Source organism: Dyadobacter sp. Leaf189 (assembly GCF_001424405.1).
GTDB lineage: Bacteria > Bacteroidota > Bacteroidia > Cytophagales > Spirosomataceae > Dyadobacter.
Window position 1 is genome coordinate 1 of record NZ_LMPS01000004.1, and the last position, 15,816, is coordinate 15,816.

A 15,816-nucleotide genomic window follows, 5' to 3' on the forward strand; every position below is an offset into this window, starting at 1 on the left:
CGGATCAAGCAGAATTCTTGGGGTGAGATTAAGCATAAAGTTTCGTGATCCTGAATAGGAAGAACGGAATATCCCTCACACCTCTGGATGAGGCCCTGAAAGCCTTGATTTTGGCGTTGAATGACTCAGCGGAAGCATTGGTACTGCTGTTATTAAAGAAGTTGAGGATATCCAAATAATGTGTCTGAATAGACCTGGCGACAGTTTTGAACGAATCAAGGCCGCAATCTTCCACTGCATTGTACCAAAGCGCAAGCCTTTTAAATGCTTGTTCTTTGGACTTGCAAACCCTAAAAACAGTTCCCAAACCTGTTGCTAGCTTGTAAGCCTGCCCAATAAGCGGGTAACGCTCAAAAAGCAGCCTGGAACGGTGAACCTGTGAGGCGGTCCATTTATCATGATGCTTGAATAGCAAGTACCTGCTTCTGACCAACAATTGTTTTAGCGTATCACCATTGGCAAGAATCTCGGGCTGGTAGACCAAACTGGCCTGCCTAGCATCTTCAATAGCTTGATTTTCTTGATCCAATGCTTGCCAACGATGTTGAATCCGGATTTCTTGGACAGCATCATATGCTAATTTCTGGACATGAAAGCGGTCTATAACCTTGGATGCCTTTGGAAAGCATCGACTTACGATCAATCCCATATTAGCGGCCATATCCAACGTCACTTCCCGTACTTTATCACGAATGCGCCTGGGGATCTTCTTTAATATCTCGATGACAGAGCCTGCTTGCGTACCTTTGACCATCGCTACTAATGAGCCTTTGCGGCCCTTGGCTGCCTTATTAGTCACAATTGTGTAAAGCTCACCATTCGAGAGTGATGTCTCATCAATGCTTAGATAGGTGCCGGTGTTTCCTGGGTACAAAAGCCATTCGGCCGCATGCTCGCGTTGATCCCAGTCTTTGTAGTCGCTTATATGGTCTTTATACTGCTGTTGAAGCTGCTTGCCGTCGAGATGAAAGTATTTGCCTAACTGAGAACAACTAACAGGATTATTATCAATACATTGTTTTTAAAAAATCGGCGAACTCTTTGGTCATCCGAGTCCCCCGTTGCACAATATTCCAATCCCTGCTGATAATCTCACCCGTATCCTTGACTTCCCAGCGCCGACGCTTAATGCAAAGCGTAACCTTCTGATTGCGAATGGGAAAATCTTGGACGTAAATCTCGGGCAGGAAGCCTTTTGATTCTAACTTTTGGTCTTTGTATTCGGAAGGAGGGAGATTTTTTTCTTCCAGATAGATGTGCAGGCCTGTTAAGCCTTCMACGATTTTAGAAAGTTCGAAGTAATCGGGGGCRCCTAGCCGAGGATGTCCTCAGGTAACAGGAAGCGGACTAGGGCTAAATAGGATTCTTGCAATGCGCTCAATATTGATTCATCGCAAAACAAATACATTTTTCGCCGCCCCCCAAATTTTAGGACTGATCCTTAAGTAGTCCTGGCAGTTGCTTTGCCACCTGCCTTGTTCGAATTTATTTATAAATGAAAAAAGCACACTTTCGTGTGCCTTTACGTGATCCCGTTTGGATTCGAACCAAAGACCTACTGCTTAGAAGGCAGTTGCTCTATCCAACTGAGCTACGGGACCGGAAAACTTGATTTACTCTTTCAAAGAAAAAGGCAGTAAACAGTATCTGCATACGGCTTACTGCCTTTTTTGTTGTCGGGGAGACAGGATTCGAACACCAGCGGGCGCCGCCTGCGACTCTCTGGTTTCAAACCAGATGCGCTACCTATCATTCCTTATTTCTTATGTCGGGGAGACAGGATTCGAACCTGCGACCCTCTGGTCCCAAACCAGATGCGCTACCGGGCTGCGCCACTCCCCGAGGTATTTTACTTGTTAAGCTGATTCTGATTTCGTCAAGGATCAGCTCCTCTTGTTACTCTATTTTTAGATCGGTGTAGAGGAAGCGGGATTCGAACCCGCGGTACCCTTGCGAGTACGGCAGTTTAGCAAACTACTGGTTTCAGCCACTCACCCATCCCTCCTTCTTTCCGTTCTGGGTTGCAAATATAGAGGGTTGCGTTTCAGAAAAGCAAACATTCGCGCAAAAAAACTTTAATAGAAGCTGCAAATGCCTATTTTTGGCGAAGATTAAAATTACCCAAGACGTTCATTATGAACTGGAATTATCCCTTTGGAAGCACTGAATATTTTTTTGTATTTTTTTTCATCTTCGTATACGTAGCCTACATTATTCGCACCGTACGCATTGCCCGACAGCTGCAAACCACCGCACGGACGCTTATCATCAAACTCTTTTTACGGACCATTACCTTCTCACTTTTGATCATTAGTCTGCTCGGACCTTCGTTCGGGGAGGCCGAAAGAGACATCAAAGCGAAGGGTAAGGATGTTTTTTTGGTTGTTGATCTGTCCAAGTCAATGGACGCTGCTGACGTGACTCCGTCGAGGCTTGAAAAGGTAAAGTTTGAGATCAACCGTTTTGTACAGAATGAAGTAGCCAACCGGGTCGGAATTATTGTTTTCTCCAACGAAGCTTTTATCCACGTACCCCTGACATATGATCGCAATGCACTGGAATTATTTATCCAGTCGCTGCAAACCGATCTGCTGCCCACAAGCGGCACCAACATCTGCCCCTCCGTGGAACTGGCTTACGACAAGCTGATGAATGCATCGGATCCGACCGGAAGATCGAAAATGATTGTGCTCTTTACCGATGGGGAAAATGCCAGCGCGTGCAGCAGCTCGCTTTATAATAACCTCCGGCGTTTCGGGATTGGCTTTTATGCAGTCGGGGTTGGGACAAAAGTAGGAATCAGTATTCAGCAGGATGGGAAACCGTTAATGGACCAAAACGATAAGCTGATCATCAGCCGCGTTGACGAGAGTTTCTTGCAGGGAATGGCGAATGCATCCCGTGGAAATTACTACGAGCTGAACAATTCCAGGAACGAGATGAACCGTTTGCTCAATGATGTGAACCAGCAGGAAGGTACTCTGGTAGATTCACGTACTATCACTGTGGTTAGTAACAAATACTACTACTTCCTTGGCGCGGCCCTTATTCTGATCCTGCTGGATATTTTAATTACCATCGGAACCTTCCGACTGTAACGATCAATTTCTATTTTTGCGCTTCAATATCACGATCGATATGACCGCTCTTGTTCTTTATGTCCTGCTCTGGCTTTGGGATAACCGGACGTTCGATTCCATCACCAAAGCGAATCAGCGCAAAATTGACGCTGAGCAAGCCTACCAAAGCAAAGAATTCGCACGTTCCGCAGACCTTTACAGTCAGATCACCTATGGGTCCATTTTTTCGGACCCGGCAGCGCGGCTTAATCTGGCCCACTCTTATTACAGTATGCGGAAATACAATGTTGCATTGAAGCACTATCTTCTGCTGAGCGACATTGATGATCAGTCGATTGCTTCCATTGCCAACACACAGATCGCATTGATCAAAGTGGAACGGAAAGATACAGCCAATGCTCTGGCGAGTCTAAAAACCGCATTGCGGCTTGAACCTGGAAATGACCTCGCACGGCAGAATTACATCATCCTGAAAAAGAATTTTTCAGGTCAGGAGGCAGATTCGGATGTGCTTACCAAGAAACAAAAGTCGGCCCAGCAGAACAAAATGGAGGAAAACCGGCCGGCAGAACCAAGTCCGCAGACGGACGGCCGCGAGCTGACCAACGATGCCAAGAAAGAAGAACTGCTGAAAAGTCTGAAACAAATGAATATGTCTGAGGATCAGGCGAGGGCGATATTGGATGCGATGAAATCGAACGAAAGCCAATATATTTACCAGCTCCGCAGAAAGCAGTACAACAGCCAGGCCAAGAAGAACGACGAAATAGAGTGGTAATTTTAATATAAAACATGAATAGCATTTCAGGAACCAACTTCCAGTTTCCAGGACAGACAGGATTTTACAAAGGAAAAGTGAGGGACGTTTATTCTTTCGAAAAACGCCTTGTGATGGTTGCTACCGACCGGATCTCCGCATTTGACGTGATACTGCCCCGCGCAATACCGTACAAAGGACAGGTTTTGAACCAAATAGCAGCGCACTTTTTAAATGCAACTTCCGATATCGTACCAAACTGGCTGCTGGAAGTGCCAGATCCAAATGTGAGCATTGGTCTGAAATGTCGGGCTTACCCGGTGGAAATGGTCGTGAGAGGCTACCTTGCTGGTCATGCCTGGCGCGAGTATTCGCTTGGCAAACGCACTGTTTGCGGCGTGTCTCTGCCTGATGGGCTGAAAGAAAATGACAAACTGCCGACGCCGATCATCACGCCCACTACAAAAGCCCACGAAGGCCACGATGAGGACATTTCAAGAGAAGAGATACTTGCACAGGGACTTGTAAGCGAAGACGAGTATGCACAGCTTGAAAAATACACGCTCGCTCTTTTTGCAAGAGGAACCGAAATGGCGGCAGATCAGGGATTGATACTGGTGGATACGAAATATGAATTCGGGCAACTTGACGGAGTTATTTACCTGATCGACGAAATCCATACGCCGGATTCTTCCAGGTATTTTTACCAGGATGTTTACGCAGAAAATCAACAGGCAGGACTACCCCAGAAGCAGCTTAGCAAGGAATTTGTAAGAGAATGGCTGATTCAAAACGGGTTCCAGGGAAAAGAGGGACAATCGGTGCCAGAAATGACCGACGAACGCATAGAACTGATCTCTGCGCGCTATATCGAGCTTTTTGAAAAAGTCACCGGTCACAGTTTCCAGAAGAACAACCTGGACAACCCGCTTAAAAGAATTGAGGAAGCAATTCTCAGAACACTATAAAAAGCTGATTTAGAAAATTTCATTCAAACTATTGTTTTGACCAAACAACACCAACAATGAACTTTAAACTGGAAAAGAAAGAACAATACGTCTATATCGAGCTGGAAGAGCCTGCTTTTGCGGGCGATGTACCGGCAGCATTCGAAGATACTGCCCGGTCGCTTTTCAGGGAGGGATACCACAGCCTGATTGTCAACATGCAAACCGTTAAATCGGTGGATGCGCCGGGTACCGCGATATTGAAAAAAATAAACTGGTTGTGTGCCAATGATCTTGGCTTACTGGTGATCGTAACGCGTGACGATGATTTTATCGATTTGCTCGAAGGATTGAAGATCCCGGACCTGAATATCCTTCCGACGAAGGAAGAGGCGATCGACGCGGTTTTCATGCATAACCTGGAAAACCAGTTTGGTGCCGGCGACGATGATTACGACGACGAGGATTATGAAGGCGTAAGCGAATCCAAAGAGCCCTGATAACAGCATTCTCAAAAAGGAAAGCCACTTCTGAGTAACACCGGAAGTGGCTTTTTTACTGACACCTCCCTCCCTGCCCTCCCTCCTCCTTTCTCCCCCTTTTTGACACTTTCCCAAGGAGTATTTTGCAATCTTCCAAGTTGGCAAAAACAAGGTTTTTCATTTCCATTTTACCAAGGATTGTGGCTGCTTCTTGCCTTTTTATCAATATTTTTATAATAATTGTGACGAAAAAATCAAAAAACACAAGCTGATAGAAAATTTTGCCATTGTCGTAATAAGCCAAATATTTTTTATGATTATCTTGCGTGGCTTTACCCTATTCATAACACAAAGGTGTTTTAGCAATTTTTTTAACTCTGTTATTTAAACAAATTCTAATTACGAATTTGGTAATTACGCTACAATCTCAGTTAAATGTCGCAAATGTCTGAATCAATGGTAGAAAATCAGGGACTGTACCGCCCGGAATTTGAGCATGATGCATGTGGAATAGGTTTCCGGGCTAACATTAAGGGCCGCAAGTCACACCAGATCGTGGCTGACGCCATTCATATGTTAGAAAGAATGGAACATAGGGGCGCAACCGGTTTTGACCCGAACACAGGCGATGGTGCCGGAATCCTGATTCAGCTGCCACATGAATTTTTTGTAGAGGAATCTACCAAGCTCGGTTTCCACCTTCCTCCTGCAGGAGAATATGGAGTAGGAATGATCTTCTTTCCCGGCGATGAAACCATCCGTGAGGAATGCCGTGATATCCTGAACCGAAAAATGAAAAAGCTTGGCCTGCATTTGCTCGGATACAGGAAGGTACCTACGCTTAACAATACATTGGGCGAAGGCTCACTGTCTGTGGAGCCCGCTGTGGAGCAGGTTTTCATCAAACGCCCGGATGATATCACCGACGATGCGGCTTTCGAAAGGAAGCTGTTCATACTGCGTCAGGTTTCAACCAGGCTCATCAAAGACACTGTAAAAGGTGGTGCAAAAAGCTTCTATTACTCGTCGCTTTCCTGCCGCACCATTTCATATAAAGGACAGCTGACAACTGCTCAGCTCAAATATTATTTCCCTGATCTTGAAAACGAATCCGTGGTATCTGCACTCGCAGTAGTCCACTCCCGTTTCTCGACCAACACTTTCCCTTCCTGGGAACTGGCGCAGCCTTTCCGGTATATCGCTCACAATGGCGAGATCAATACGGTAAAAGGGAATGTAAACTGGATTCGTGCAGGCGAAAAGTCTTTCCACTCTGACTTCTTCACAAAAGAAGAAATGGATATGCTCCTGCCAATTTGCGACAGGAACCAGTCGGACTCCGCCAATCTTGACAATGCGATCGAAATGCTGCACTTGTCGGGCCGCTCGCTACCTCACGTCATGATGATGCTGATCCCGGAAGCCTGGGACGGAAACGAGCAAATGGATCCGGAAAGACGCGCATTCTACGAGTACCACGCCGCCATTATGGAGCCTTGGGACGGACCTGCCTCTATTTCATTCACGGATGGAAAAATGGTAGGCGCTACCCTTGACAGGAACGGACTTCGTCCTTCGAGGTATTGGGTACTGGACGATGATACCATTATCATGGCGTCAGAAGCAGGTGTTTTGGAAGTAGACCAGTCGCGCGTTGTGATGAAAGGTCGCCTTCAGCCAGGACGTATGTTCGTGGTAGATATGGAGCAGGGACGCATTATTCCTGACGAAGAAATTAAAGCATCTGTCTGCTCGGCGCAGCCTTACCAGAAGTGGCTGGATGAAAACAAGCTGCACGTTGACCAGCTCGATCACCCGATCCGTACTTACCGTGCTTACGACGAAGCTTCATTGCTGAAACGCCAGGTTGCATTCGGATATACTTCGGAAGATTTGAGAATGATCCTGGCTCCTATGGCGCAGACTGGCCTGGAAGCGATTGGTTCAATGGGCACAGATGTTCCTTTGGCAGTACTTTCTGATCAAAGCCAGCATTTATCGACTTACTTCAAGCAACTTTTCGCACAGGTAACCAACCCGCCGATCGACTCGATCCGGGAGCGGTCAATTATGTCGCTGATTTCGTTTGTTGGAGGTAACGAAAACATTTTAACCGAAACCCCAAAACACTGCCGCCAGATCGCATTGCCGCACCCGCTGCTTTCCGTTCAGGAATTTGACAAGCTGCGTTTTGTGGATAAGGATGGATTTCAGGCTAAAACTATCAATACATATTTCCGTGCTGACGAAGGCGGAAAAGCGCTGGAACGTGCATTGGAACGCATTTGCCGGTATGCAGTGGATGCGATTGAGGATGGATTTGAAATCCTGATCCTGTCCGACCGTGCGATTGACTCCGACCACGCTCCGATTCCTTCCCTGCTTGCTACTGCCACGATTCACCACCACCTGATCCGCGAAGGATTGAGAGGAAAGGTTGGCTTGCTTGTAGAGGCAGGTGATGTTTGGGAAACGCACCACGTTGCGACACTAATCGGCTACGGTGCTGCGGGTATCTGTCCGTATATGGCATTCGAAACGCTTTCTTACATGAATAAGAAAAGCATGATCGATGGAGAATTTACAGATGAAAAACTGCATTACAACTATATCAAAGCAGTTAACAAAGAGCTTTTGAAGATCTTCTCCAAAATGGGGATATCTACATTGCAGTCTTACCAGGGTGCTCAGATCTTCGAGTGTGTTGGTTTGAACAAAGATGTGGTTGATAAATATTTCACAGGTACCATTTCCCGCATCAGCGGAATGGGGATTTCCGAGATTGCACGTGAGATTCTGGTACGCCACAAAGTAGCTTACCACGAGACACCCGAGCACAAGCCAAGACTGGAAGTGGGCGGTGTATACCAGTGGAAGCAGCGTGGTGAAGCGCACATTTTCAACCCGCAGTCGATCCACATGCTGCAACAGGCAACGCGGAACAACAGCTACGAGCAGTTCAAGAAATTCTCGAAGCTGATCGACGACCAAAGTCACAAGGCATTAACATTACGCGGACTGCTGCGTTTCAAGAAAGGAACATCCATTCCGATCGAGCAGGTTGAACCCGTAGAAAGTATCTTCAAACGTTTCGCGACCGGGGCAATGTCTTTCGGTTCGATTTCGTGGGAAGCGCATACTACCCTTGCTATCGCGATGAACCGCATTGGCGGTAAGTCCAACTCTGGTGAAGGTGGTGAAGATGAGCTGCGTTACAAGCTTTTGCCAAATGGCGACAGCATGAACTCTCAGATCAAGCAGGTTGCTTCCGGCCGTTTTGGGGTAACCAGCCACTACCTGAGCAATGCAGGGGAATTGCAGATTAAAACAGCGCAAGGTGCAAAACCAGGTGAAGGCGGACAGCTTCCAGGATTTAAAGTAGATGACTGGATCGGACGTACACGTCACTCTACACCAGGAGTAGGCTTGATCTCTCCCCCGCCCCACCACGATATTTACTCTATCGAGGATTTGGCGCAGCTGATATTTGACCTTAAAAATGCAAACCGCCAGGCAAGGATCAGCGTGAAGCTGGTATCCGAAGCTGGTGTGGGTACCGTTGCTTCCGGTGTTGCCAAGGCACATGCGGATCACATCCTGATCTCGGGTTATGATGGCGGAACAGGTGCATCTCCATTGAGCTCCATTCGTCACGCAGGTTTGCCCTGGGAGCTTGGGTTGGCTGAAACGCACCAGACTTTGGTTAAAAACAAGCTGCGCGGAAGAGTTACGGTTCAGGCTGACGGACAGCTGCGTACCGGTCGCGACCTTGCGATCGCTGCATTGCTGGGTGCCGAAGAATGGGGTGTGGCTACTGCTGCGCTCGTTGCCGCTGGCTGTATTATGATGCGTAAGTGTCACATGAATACCTGTCCGGTAGGTGTGGCTACGCAGAACAAAGAGCTGCGTGCATTGTTCTCGGGCAAGCCTGAGCATGTGGTGAATATGTTCACTTTCATGGCGCAGGAATTGCGTGAGATCATGGCACAGCTTGGTTTCCGCACTGTAAATGAGATGGTCGGACAGGCGCAGTATCTTGAATTACGCAACGATATCAAGCATTGGAAATATAAAAACCTGAATTTCGACGCAATCCTTTACAAAGAAGGGGATTTGTCTGTCGCACAATTCAAGCAGGAAGAGCAGGATCACGGAATTGACAGTATCCTGGATATCGAGCTGATCAAAGCAGCGAAACCTGCGTTGGAAAACAAAGAAGAAATTTATGGTGAGTTCCCGGTAAATAACCTGAACCGCTCGCTTGGAACCATGCTCTCGAACGAGATTTCGAAAAAGCACGGCGGCGCAGGACTTCCAAAAGGGAATATCCATTTCAAATTCCGCGGTACAGCGGGCCAGAGCTTCGGTGCATTCAATACCAATGGCGTGCGTCTGGAACTGGAAGGTGATGCCAATGATTATTTCGGAAAAGGACTTTGCGGCGCTGAGCTGATCGTTTATCCGGACCGTGATTCGAAATTCAAACCGGAAGAAAATATCATCATCGGTAACGTTGCATTCTACGGCGCTACCTCTGGTGATGCTTACATCCGCGGAACTGCCGGAGAGCGTTTCTGCGTGCGTAACTCGGGTGCGAAGGTGGTAGTGGAAGGTGTGGGCGACCATGGATTGGAATACATGACAGGTGGTCTTGCGATTATCCTCGGCTCGACCGGCCGGAACTTCGCAGCAGGTATGTCGGGCGGCGTAGCTTACGTGCTTGACAAAGTGGGCGACTTCCGTGAAAAAGTAAATATGGAAATGGTTTCGCTTGAACCGCTTAATGCAGAAGACCAGAGCATTTTGCGCGAGTATCTTGACAAACATTTCCAATATACTACCAGCAATATCGCATTCCAGCTGATCCAGAACTGGGAGCAGTCTGTGAAGCAGTTTGTAAAAGTGATGCCTTCGGATTTCAGAAAGGCGCTGGAAGGTCGCGGCATAACGCTTGCACAGCAGATAGCAGACAAGAATGTGGTTTACAAAGACATCGTCGTAGATGTTGTTCACCAATAAAATTTTCTCTGTCAGTTAGTTAATCAATTTGAATAACGATTTAATAAGAAGTTAATAATGGGAAAACCAACCGGATTTTTAGAGTTTGAAAGGGAATTGCCTAAAAAGAGAAGTGTTGATGAGCGCATAAGGGATTACAGTGAGATTGAAACGGCACCTACGGACTCTAATTCCAAACAGCAGGCGGCCCGATGTATGGACTGCGGCATTCCTTTTTGTCACAATGGTTGCCCGCTCGGAAATATCATCCCCGAATTCAACGACGCAGTGTACGATGAAAACTGGGCGCTGGCTTACGAGATCCTCTCGTCAACCAACAATTTCCCTGAATTCACCGGCCGCATTTGCCCGGCTCCTTGCGAAGCTTCGTGCGTACTTGGCATTAACAAGCCGCCGGTAGCTATCGAATACATCGAGAAAGCCATTATAGAAAAAGCATTTGAGCTGGACCTTGTAAAACCACGTATTCCTAAAACTCGCACCGGCAAAAAAGTGGCCGTTGTGGGATCAGGACCTGCGGGTATGGCGGCTGCATACCAGCTTAATCAGGCTGGTCATACAGTAGTGCTGCTGGAAAGAGCCGATAAGATCGGCGGATTGGTACGCTACGGTATCCCCGATTTCAAGCTGGCTAAATCCGTGATCGATCGCCGCCTTGCAGTAATGGAGGCAGAAGGCGTTGAATTCCGGACCAATGTAAATGTGGGTGTGGATATCAAAGCTGATGAACTGACCAACGAGTTCGACGCAGTTATTCTGACAATGGGATCAACTGTGCCGAGGGACGTGAAAATTCCAGGCCGCCATTTGAAAGGTGTACATTTTGCAATGGAGTTTTTGAGCCAGCAAAACAAAAGAGTAGCCGGTATCAATCCTGAATTCGATCACCGCGGTGCTGCTTATGTGAATGGACAGATAATCGCAAAAGACAAACATGTTGTCGTAATTGGTGGTGGTGATACTGGCTCTGACTGTGTTGGAACTTCTGGCCGTCACGGTGCGAAATCTGTTACCCAGATTGAACTGATGCCAATCCCTCCAAAAGAGCGCGACGCAAGTACGCCATGGCCAAACTGGCCGATGATGCTACGCACGTCGACTTCACACGAAGAGGGCTGCGACAGACATTGGTCAATCAATACCAAGGAATTCGTGGGTGACGAAAACGGCAACCTGAAAGAGCTGAAAATCGTCGACCTGGATTGGCAGAAAGATCCTGAGACGGGTAGAATGCAAATGGCAGAAGTACCTGGCAGCGAGCGGAATATTCCCTGCGAGCTTGCATTCCTGGCCGCTGGCTTCCTGCACCCGCAACAGGAAGGTCTGCTTACCGACCTGGAACTGGAATTTGACGAAAGAGGAAACATCAAAACCAATGGTTACCAATCTACTACCAACGAAAAAGTGTTTGCAGCAGGCGACTGTCGCCGCGGACAATCTTTGGTAGTTTGGGCGATCAGCGAAGGCCGCGAGGCTGCCAGAGCTGTGGATGAGTTCCTGACAGGAGAATCGTTTTTGGAAGCAAAAGCATTGTCCATGTTCAATCCGGTATTTGCTCACGCCTGATCAATAACAGACAATCCAAGTCTGTCTTCCAATATCTTTTGACAAGAAGCTGTCCAATCCGGGCAGCTTCTTACTTTTGATACCCCTATATTTGGTCGAAAATTTCGTCTGAACAGACACATAGTTCATGTTTTTACACAATTCCCCATTCTGGCTACGGGCATTTTTCCCCGGGTTTACCTGGCGCATTAAGACGGATGAGAAAAAGCTTTTCATCACATTTGACGATGGCCCGATTCCGGATATAACAGAATTTGTACTGGACACCCTGCGGGATTTCAATGCGAAGGCGACGTTCTTCTGCATTGGGGACAATGTGCGAAAGCATCCCGATATTTTCAGCAAAGTGCTGGCGGCCGGGCATACTATTGGTAACCACACGTTCAACCATTTGAACGGGTGGAAAACTGATGACCAGGAATACCTCAGTAATATTCAGAAATGCGACGAGCAACTGGCTTTATCTACGGTTCTGTTCCGCCCGCCTTATGGGAGAATAAGGAAAACGCAGTCGAAAGTAGTATTGCAAAACAGGAAGATCATTATGTGGGATGTGCTGACTGCTGATTTTTCACAGGAGCTGACTCCCGATACAGTTTTGCAAAAGTCGATACAATATTCCCGGAACGGATCCATTGTGCTGTTTCACGACAGCATCAAAGCCGCCAGAAATATGCAGTTTACCTTACCCAGGTATCTTGAACATTATGCAGAGAAAGGGTTTACTTTCGAAGCTTTACCAATGAAGTGGAATGGCATTTGATTCTATTGAAAACAGGCACGCGCGCATCAGTATCCTTGTAGCAGCCCGAAATGAGGAACAAAATATAGAAAGGTGCCTGCAATCGCTGAATGCACTCCGGTTTCCGGAAGGAGAAATTGAAATACTGATCGGAGACGATAATTCAGACGATCATACAGCTTTACTCGTACACCAATTTTGCATTGACAAACCCCAATTTAAATATCATAAAATCACCAGTCAGCTTGCGGGGCTAAAAGGAAAAGCCAACGTGCTGGCTCAGCTCGCACATTTCGCAACCGGTGACTACTTTTTCTATTGTGACGCGGACATCGCCGTGAAGCCCGGCTGGGTTGCAGAAATGCTCCCGCACTTCAAACCAAATACGGGTGTTGTCGTAGGTCTTACAAGAATGAAAAAGTCACATTTCCTGGCTGATCTGCTTTCGATGGAGTGGCTTTTCGCATTGACCGTCACCCGATTTTTTTCTCTGCTCAAAATTCCCATTACCGGAATGGGCAATAATATGGCGGTAAGCCGAGAAGCTTATTTCGCTATCGGAGGTTATGAGAAGATTGGATTCTCGATCGTGGAGGATTACGCACTCTTTATCGCGATTGCAGACAGCCGTTTTGACTTTCAAATGGCGTACAAAGAAGAGGTTCTCAGCATTTCGGAGCCTGTAAATACTTTTTCTGAACTTCTGAAACAGCGGAGAAGGTGGATGCAGGGAGTTATGCAATCATTCTGGGTCACCAAGCTCAGCCTTTTCGTTTCATCACTGATCGTACCCCTGCTCTTTTTGGTATCGCTCTGGCTCCCCATTGATCCCATAACGAGCGTTATTCAGTATTACCTATTGATTACAGTCATTTCCCTGATCGCGATAATTATGCTGAAACAACCCGACCTATGGAAAGCCGCATTGTTATTCTGGTTCTACATGGTAAGCATTGGTCCGATCATGCTGGTGAACTATTATTCACCAGGGAAGACGGTTTGGAAAGGGAGGGAGTACTGAGGGGGATGTCGGCTCTCGGCTGTCGGCTTTCATACCCTAAATCCCTAAAGGGACTTTTTTGCTTTTTGGAAAAAGCGGTTTTATAGCACTCATAAACTCAATCGCTCATTCACTCATTCACTCATTCCCCTCCCATGATCGAAACCCACGCACATATTTACAGCGACGACTATAATGATGACCGGGCTGCTATGCTTGAACGGGCCTGGATGGGTGGTGTGGAGCAGATTTGGATGCCTAACTGTGATTCGGGTACTATTGCGCCGATGATGGAACTTGCGCGGGCTTTTCCGGAAAAATGTCTTCCTATGATCGGTCTGCACCCGACTTACGTGAAGGATGATTTTGAAAAGGAATTACAGATCATGGAAGAGTGGCTGGACAAATATCCGTTTATTGCCGTAGGTGAGATCGGGATGGATCTGTATTGGGATGTGACGTACCGGGAGCAGCAGGAAAAGGCATTTCTGTACCAATGCAAGCTCGCCCGAAAGCATGATCTTTGGATTGATATCCACAGCAGAAATGCGTTCCGGGAGACAGTAGCCCTGATCGAGCAATTTGGCGACAGCCAGCTGAATGGAATATTCCATTGTTTTACAGGAAATCTGGACGAGGCGAAAAAAGCCATTGAGCTTGGATTTAAACTAGGAATCGGCGGCGTTTCTACATTCAAGAATGGCGGATTGGATAAAGTGATCCCGTTTATAGAGCTGGAACATCTGGTGCTCGAAACCGACGCGCCTTATCTGGCGCCTGTACCCTACCGCGGGAAACGTAATGAAGTTTCGTACATTGATATCGTCGCGCAGCGCGTTGCCGATTTGAAACAAATAACAAAAACAGAAGTCATCGCCGCTACGACTCAAAATGCGTTAAGTCTTCTCAGGTAAGCTAAGTATGAATTATTCCAAAATCCACATTAACCCCATTTCACCGGCGCCAACTTCCGGCTCCGTACTTGTGATATATACCGGCGGTACGCTGGGGATGGTGTATGAAACGAAGGACAGGCAACTGGTGCCCTTTAATTTCGAGCAGATCATTGAAAAAGTGCCGGAAATAAGCCGGCTTGATTTCGAGATCACTTTCCTTTCATTACCAAAGCCCATCGATTCTTCGAATGTAAACCCTGAGATATGGGTTGAACTTGCACAGATTATCGGCACGCATTATGATCAGTATGACAGCTTTGTGATCCTGCATGGAACGGATACAATGGCGTACACGGCGTCAGCTCTGAGTTACCTCCTGGAAAATCTGAACAAACCCGTAATCCTGACAGGCGCACAGCTGCCGATCGGTGTAGCGCGGTCGGACGCCAGGGAAAATGTGATTACGGCACTGGAACTGGCGGCTGCAAGAAATCCGGACGGCACTCCAATCATTGCCGAAGTATGCATTTACTTCAACTCTTCGCTGTTGCGCGGCAACCGTTCTAAAAAGAAAGAAAGCTCTGACTTCAATGCATTCCACTCAGAGAACTATCCCCCACTCGCAACAGCGGGCGTGCATATCGACTACAATTTCCCGTATATCAAACCCTACCAGCAAAATGCGGGATTGATCGTTCATAGCTCCCTGAATACGCGTGTGGCATTTTTGAAGATGTTCCCTGGCATTAGTCCGGAAGTAGTTCAGGCCATTCTGGGCATTGAAAATCTGCGTGGCATCGTGCTAGAAACATTCGGCGCAGGCAATGCAACGACCGACATCTGGTTCCTCAGCGCGATCAGCAAAGCAATTGAGAAAGAGATCGTGATTTTCAATGTATCGCAATGCGACGGCGGCCGCGTTGCGCAGGGCCAATATCAAACCAGTAAATACCTGCAGCAGGCCGGCGTAGTAAGCGGCTCCGACATCACAGCCGAAGCCGCCATAACCAAGATGATGTTCGTTTTCGGAATAGAAACCGATTATCAAAAGTGCGTACAGCTGCTGGGAACACCATTACGGGGAGAAATGAGCATTTGATTCACCCCGGATTTGTATTACAGCTCAGCTTTGTTATATTTGCACCCCGTAACCACAAAATAGAGGGGTGTCCGAGTGGTTGAAGGAGCTACCCTGGAAAGGTAGTATATGGGTAACTGTATCGAGAGTTCGAATCTCTTCCCCTCTGCAAAAAGGTCAATTTTCGATATGAAAATTGACCTTTTTTAATGCCCGCGAATCAGCTGATAAATATGTAAAGCCACAAAC

Annotated in this window: 11 protein-coding genes and 4 tRNA genes; 11 read left to right on the forward strand and 4 right to left on the reverse strand. The window is 47.2% G+C overall.

Annotated elements, in window-relative coordinates:
• Positions 1–28 precede the first annotated feature (28 nt).
• From ASG33_RS09415 to ASG33_RS09430, 4 genes are all read right to left on the reverse strand, one after another.
• Entirely contained in the window at positions 29–925 is an 897-nt protein-coding gene (locus tag ASG33_RS09415) for a transposase (protein WP_255356506.1), read from the reverse strand.
• A 602-nt stretch (positions 926–1,527) separates the two neighbouring features.
• A tRNA-Arg gene (locus ASG33_RS09420) sits at positions 1,528–1,601 on the reverse strand.
• A gap of 167 nt (positions 1,602–1,768) precedes the next feature.
• Positions 1,769–1,842, reverse strand: a tRNA-Pro gene (locus tag ASG33_RS09425).
• A 76-nt stretch (positions 1,843–1,918) separates the two neighbouring features.
• Positions 1,919–2,005: transfer RNA gene (locus ASG33_RS09430), tRNA-Ser, on the reverse strand.
• A 130-nt stretch (positions 2,006–2,135) separates the two neighbouring features.
• Between ASG33_RS09430 and ASG33_RS09435 the strand changes: the two genes are divergently transcribed.
• The 11 genes from ASG33_RS09435 (at position 2,136) to ASG33_RS09490 (ending at position 15,736) form a co-directional block, all read left to right on the forward strand.
• Entirely contained in the window at positions 2,136–3,098 is a 963-nt protein-coding gene (locus ASG33_RS09435; protein WP_056283561.1) for a VWA domain-containing protein, read from the forward strand.
• A gap of 40 nt (positions 3,099–3,138) precedes the next feature.
• Positions 3,139–3,858, forward strand: coding sequence for a hypothetical protein (locus tag ASG33_RS09440; protein ID WP_056283565.1), 720 nt, complete (start codon positions 3,139–3,141; stop codon positions 3,856–3,858).
• A 14-nt stretch (positions 3,859–3,872) separates the two neighbouring features.
• On the forward strand, positions 3,873–4,805 hold the full coding sequence (locus ASG33_RS09445) for a phosphoribosylaminoimidazolesuccinocarboxamide synthase (protein ID WP_056283568.1): 933 nt from the start codon (positions 3,873–3,875) through the stop codon (positions 4,803–4,805).
• 56 nt (positions 4,806–4,861) lie between these two features.
• Complete coding sequence (locus ASG33_RS09450; protein ID WP_056283570.1) at positions 4,862–5,284, forward strand: STAS domain-containing protein; 423 nt, start codon at positions 4,862–4,864, stop codon at positions 5,282–5,284.
• A 417-nt stretch (positions 5,285–5,701) separates the two neighbouring features.
• A complete protein-coding gene (gene gltB / locus ASG33_RS09460) occupies positions 5,702–10,285 on the forward strand; it encodes a glutamate synthase large subunit (RefSeq protein WP_082489161.1) in 4,584 nt (1,527 codons plus the stop codon).
• 57 nt (positions 10,286–10,342) lie between these two features.
• Positions 10,343–11,851, forward strand: coding sequence for a glutamate synthase subunit beta (locus tag ASG33_RS09465; protein WP_056283578.1), 1,509 nt, complete (start codon positions 10,343–10,345; stop codon positions 11,849–11,851).
• A 127-nt stretch (positions 11,852–11,978) separates the two neighbouring features.
• Positions 11,979–12,614, forward strand: a complete 636-nt coding sequence (locus tag ASG33_RS09470; RefSeq protein WP_056283581.1) for a polysaccharide deacetylase family protein — start codon at positions 11,979–11,981, stop codon at positions 12,612–12,614.
• Positions 12,604–13,614, forward strand: a complete 1,011-nt coding sequence (locus ASG33_RS09475) for a glycosyltransferase (protein WP_056283584.1) — start codon at positions 12,604–12,606, stop codon at positions 13,612–13,614. The genes ASG33_RS09470 and ASG33_RS09475 overlap by 11 nt, the downstream gene beginning before the upstream one ends.
• Positions 13,615–13,748: 134 nt before the next feature.
• Positions 13,749–14,507, forward strand: a complete 759-nt coding sequence (locus ASG33_RS09480) for a TatD family hydrolase (RefSeq protein WP_056283585.1) — start codon at positions 13,749–13,751, stop codon at positions 14,505–14,507.
• A gap of 7 nt (positions 14,508–14,514) precedes the next feature.
• The gene (locus tag ASG33_RS09485; RefSeq protein WP_056283588.1) at positions 14,515–15,588 is read left to right on the forward strand and encodes an asparaginase; all 1,074 of its coding nucleotides are present in this window, start codon (positions 14,515–14,517) and stop codon (positions 15,586–15,588) included.
• Positions 15,589–15,649: 61 nt separating this feature from the next.
• A tRNA-Ser gene (locus ASG33_RS09490) sits at positions 15,650–15,736 on the forward strand.
• Positions 15,737–15,816 lie beyond the last annotated feature (80 nt).

Coding starts and splice junctions, on each gene's coding strand:
- ASG33_RS09435 (WP_056283561.1), top strand. CDS start 2,136: ATGAACTGGAATTATCCCTTTGGAAGCACTGAATATTTTTTTGTATTT.
- ASG33_RS09440 (WP_056283565.1), top strand. CDS start 3,139: ATGACCGCTCTTGTTCTTTATGTCCTGCTCTGGCTTTGGGATAACCGG.
- ASG33_RS09445 (WP_056283568.1), top strand. CDS start 3,873: ATGAATAGCATTTCAGGAACCAACTTCCAGTTTCCAGGACAGACAGGA.
- ASG33_RS09450 (WP_056283570.1), top strand. CDS start 4,862: ATGAACTTTAAACTGGAAAAGAAAGAACAATACGTCTATATCGAGCTG.
- gltB (WP_082489161.1), top strand. CDS start 5,702: ATGTCGCAAATGTCTGAATCAATGGTAGAAAATCAGGGACTGTACCGC.
- ASG33_RS09465 (WP_056283578.1), top strand. CDS start 10,343: ATGGGAAAACCAACCGGATTTTTAGAGTTTGAAAGGGAATTGCCTAAA.
- ASG33_RS09470 (WP_056283581.1), top strand. CDS start 11,979: ATGTTTTTACACAATTCCCCATTCTGGCTACGGGCATTTTTCCCCGGG.
- ASG33_RS09475 (WP_056283584.1), top strand. CDS start 12,604: ATGGCATTTGATTCTATTGAAAACAGGCACGCGCGCATCAGTATCCTT.
- ASG33_RS09480 (WP_056283585.1), top strand. CDS start 13,749: ATGATCGAAACCCACGCACATATTTACAGCGACGACTATAATGATGAC.
- ASG33_RS09485 (WP_056283588.1), top strand. CDS start 14,515: ATGAATTATTCCAAAATCCACATTAACCCCATTTCACCGGCGCCAACT.